Source organism: Candidatus Synechococcus spongiarum SH4 (genome assembly GCF_000586015.1).
Taxonomy (GTDB): Bacteria; Cyanobacteriota; Cyanobacteriia; order PCC-6307; family Cyanobiaceae; genus Synechococcus_B; species Synechococcus_B spongiarum_F.
The window spans coordinates 1-3,356 of sequence record NZ_JENA01000183.1 but is presented as its reverse complement, the minus strand read 5'-3'; the positions used below and the strand labels follow the sequence as shown (position 1 = coordinate 3,356).

3 protein-coding genes are annotated in these 3,356 nt (G+C 68.2%); 2 read left to right on the top strand and 1 reads right to left on the bottom strand.

The features are described 5' to 3' along the window. Positions 1 to 28 precede the first annotated feature (28 nt). Positions 29 to 664: a precorrin-8X methylmutase gene (locus BG35_RS0107975; protein WP_025782409.1), complete on the bottom strand. Its 636-nt coding sequence runs from the start codon at positions 662 to 664 to the stop codon at positions 29 to 31. Positions 665 to 859: 195 nt separating this feature from the next. On the opposite strand from BG35_RS0107975, the gene holA reads away from it, so the two are divergent. Both holA and BG35_RS0107965 read left to right on the top strand, forming a co-directional pair. Then, positions 860 to 1,642: a DNA polymerase III subunit delta gene (holA, locus tag BG35_RS10980; protein WP_308417028.1), complete on the top strand. Its 783-nt coding sequence runs from the start codon at positions 860 to 862 to the stop codon at positions 1,640 to 1,642. A gap of 23 nt (positions 1,643 to 1,665) precedes the next feature. Next, a partial coding sequence (locus tag BG35_RS0107965) for an aspartate kinase (protein WP_025782408.1) occupies positions 1,666 to 3,356 on the top strand: 1,691 nt, incomplete at its 3' end.

Below are 3,356 nucleotides of genomic sequence, written 5' to 3'. Positions count from 1 at the left end.
CGCGGTTGCAGAACAACCCGCCAATGGGTCAGGTATTGGCTTGACCATCCAGCCAGGCACGACGCAGCAGGGCATTCACCACCGCTGCCGCCAGGCCGGCTCCACCCCGACTGCCTTCCAGGCGCACCTGGGGCCAGCCACTGCGGGCCAGGGCCGCCTTGGCCTCCTGCACGGCCACAAAGCCCACCGGCATCCCCACCACCAACACCGGAGGTTCAAGACGGTCCTGGGTTCCCAAGGCCAGCAGATGGAGGAGGGCGGTGGGGGCGCTGCCGATCACCACCACGCTGCCGGGGTGGCGCTGCACAGCGGCGGCCAGGCCCAGGGCGGTGCGGGTTTGACCAGGCGGCGCGGGATCCGGCGCCCAGACCAGACCGTTGATCACGGGATTGGCAAAGGTGCGACGGGCCATGGGGGTCACCGCTGCGGCGGCCATGGCGGTGTCGGTGAGGATGGGTGCGCCCCGGGCCAGGGCGGTCATGGCCTGTTCACAGGCGGCGGCAGGGCAGCGCAATGCCGTGGCCAGGCGCCAATCCCCGCTGCTGTGGATCAGCCGCACCAGCACCTCTTGCTGGACACCGTGGAGCCCGGTGGCGGGGAGGCGCCGCTGGATCAGCGCCAGGCTTTCCGTCAAAATCGGGTGGTCGATGGGGGACGGCTCCATGCCGGTGCATGTCTACTGGGGTGATGACACCACAGCGCTGGAACATGCGGTGACGGTCCTGGCCCGGAAGGTGCTGGATCCCGCCTGGGAAAGCTTCAACCTGCAACGGCTGGACGGACAACAAGGGGATGGGGCAACCCTGGCGTTGACCACCGTGCGCATGGCTCCTTTGGCGGTGGCGGGCGATTGGTTCATGTGGCCAACAGCCCCTTTTGCGAGAGTTGCCCACCGGAACTGCTGGCGGCCCTCACCACCACCCTGCCCCGGATTCCCCATAACTGTCACCTGTTGCTCACCTCCGCCAACAAGCCCGACGGCCGCTTGAAATCCACAAAGCTGCTCCAGAAGGAGGCCACCGTAAAACCTTTTCCCCGACCTGCGGTGTGGGATAGCAGGGGGCAGCGGCAGATGGTGCAGCGGGCCGCCAAGGCCATCGGCGTCACCATGGAGCCGGCGGCGGAAGCGGCGCTGGCGGCGGCGGTGGGCAGTGACAGCGGCCGTCTGGCGGGAGAGTTGGAGAAGCTGGATCTTTACAGCGACGGCAAGACCATCACCACTGCAGCGGTGGCGGCCCTGGTGGGCGCCACCAGCCAGACCAGCCTGCAAGTTGGCGAGGCCCTGCTCCACAACCACGTCCCCACCGCCCTGCACCTGCTGGATGAACTGCTGCGGGCCAACGAACCGGCCCTGCGGATTCAGGCCAGTCTGGTGAGCCAGGTGCGGGGCTGGCTGTGGGTGGCGCTGATGACCGCCACAGGGGAGAAGGATGCCCAGGCCATCGCCAAGGCCGCCGGCATCGGGAATCCCAAGCGGGTCTACATCTTGCAGCGGCAGGTGCGGGGTTGCCAGCCCCGGCAACTGCAACAACTCCTGGCGGCCCTGCTGGAACTGGAATGGGCCCTCAAGCAGGGCACACCACCCCGGCAGGCCTTCCGGGAGCACTTGCTGCCCTTGGCCCAGGTGCGCCGGGGCGGATAATCACCCCATGAACTATGGCGGCCATGGCCCTCCTGGTGCAAAAATTCGGTGGCAGTTCCGTGGGCTCTCTCGAACGCCTCAAGGCCGTGGCCCAGCGGGTGTGCAACACACGCCGCGGCGGGGACGACGTGGTGGCGGTGGTGTCCGCCATGGGGAAAACCACCGATGAACTCACCCGGTTGGCGCACTCCATCAGCCGTCATCCCCCTCAACGGGAACTGGACATGTTGCTGGCCAGCGGGGAACAGGTGAGCATTGCCCTGCTCAGCATGGCCTTGCAGGAGTTGGGGCTGGCGGCGGTGTCCATGACGGGCCAACAGGTGGGGATTGTCACGGAAGCGGCCCACGGCCGCGCCCGCATTCTGAACATTCGCACCGAGCGGGTGCGGGCCTGTCTGGCGGAGGGGGCCGTGGTGGTGGCGGCCGGTTTTCAAGGCGCCGCCAACGGCGGCCTGGAAATCACCACCTTGGGGCGGGGCGGCTCGGACACCTCCGCCGTAGCCTTGGCGGCCGCCCTGGGCGCCGAGCGCTGCGAGATCTACACCGACGTGGAAGGGGTGCTCACCACCGACCCCCGCATCGTGCCCGGCGCCCGATTGCTGGAGAGCATTACCTGTGACGAGATGCTGGAACTGGCCAGCCTCGGGGCGGCGGTGCTCCACCCCCGGGCCGTGGAAATTGCCCGCAATTACGGTCTACCCCTGGTGGTGCGCTCCAGTTGGAGCGAGCATCCGGGCACCTGTCTCACCAGCAACCGCCGGCAACGGGTGGCGGGGATGGCGCTGGAGCTGGGCAAACCCGTGGACGCCCTGGAACTGGTGCGCCACCAGGGGCTGATTGCCCTCTCCCACGTGCCGGATCGCCCTGGGGTGGCGGCCCAGTTGTCCGAGGCCCTGTCGGAGGCCGGCATCAACGTGGACCTGATTGTGCAATCCCTCCACGAGGGGGCCAGCAACGACATGGCCTTCACCCTGGAGCGCCGGGATCTGGAGCGGGCCCAGGCGGTGGTCAGCGCCCTGAGCGGCCATCTGGGGGGACCCCAACCCTTCGTTGTGGCCGCCTATCCCGAACTGGCCAAGCTGAGCCTGGTGGGGGCCGGCATTACCGGCCGCCCTGATGTTGTCGCCAGCATGTTTGCCACCCTGGGACAGGCGGGCATCAGCCTGCGGATGATCGCCACCAGCGAGGTGAAAGTAAGCTGTGTAATTGAGGACAGCGATGCTGCCCAGGCCCTCGATCTGCTCCGGGGTCAGTTTGCGTTGACGCCGTCCCAGGTGCATCTGGAGGCCATCCCCTGTGAAGACAACACCCCGGCCGTGCGGGGCGTGGCCCTGGATTGGGGGCAGGCCCAGGCATCGGTCCACGGGGTGCCGGATTGGCCTGGCGCCGCCGCCGCCATCTGTCGCGCCCTGAGCGACGACAACATCAGCCTGGACACCATCGTGCAGTCGGAATGCACCCGCCAAACCCCCTTGGGGGCCGCCAGAGACCTGGCTTTCACCTTGCCCCGCCAGGACTTGGACCAAGCCCGCCAGGCCCTTGCTCCCCTGCTCCAGCAATGGCCGGGCGCGGAGTTGATTCCAGGGGGACCCATTGCCCGGGTCAGCGCCGTAGGGGCGGGAATGCCCTGCACCGCCGGCACCGCCGGCCGCATGTTCCGCGCCCTGGCGGATGCGGGCATCAACATTGCCATGATTGCCACCAGCGAGATCCG

Bases quoted from the DNA above. Each gene is read 5' to 3' on its own strand.
- BG35_RS0107975 (WP_025782409.1), bottom strand. From the start codon at position 664: ATGGAGCCGTCCCCCATCGACCACCCGATTTTGACGGAAAGCCTGGCG.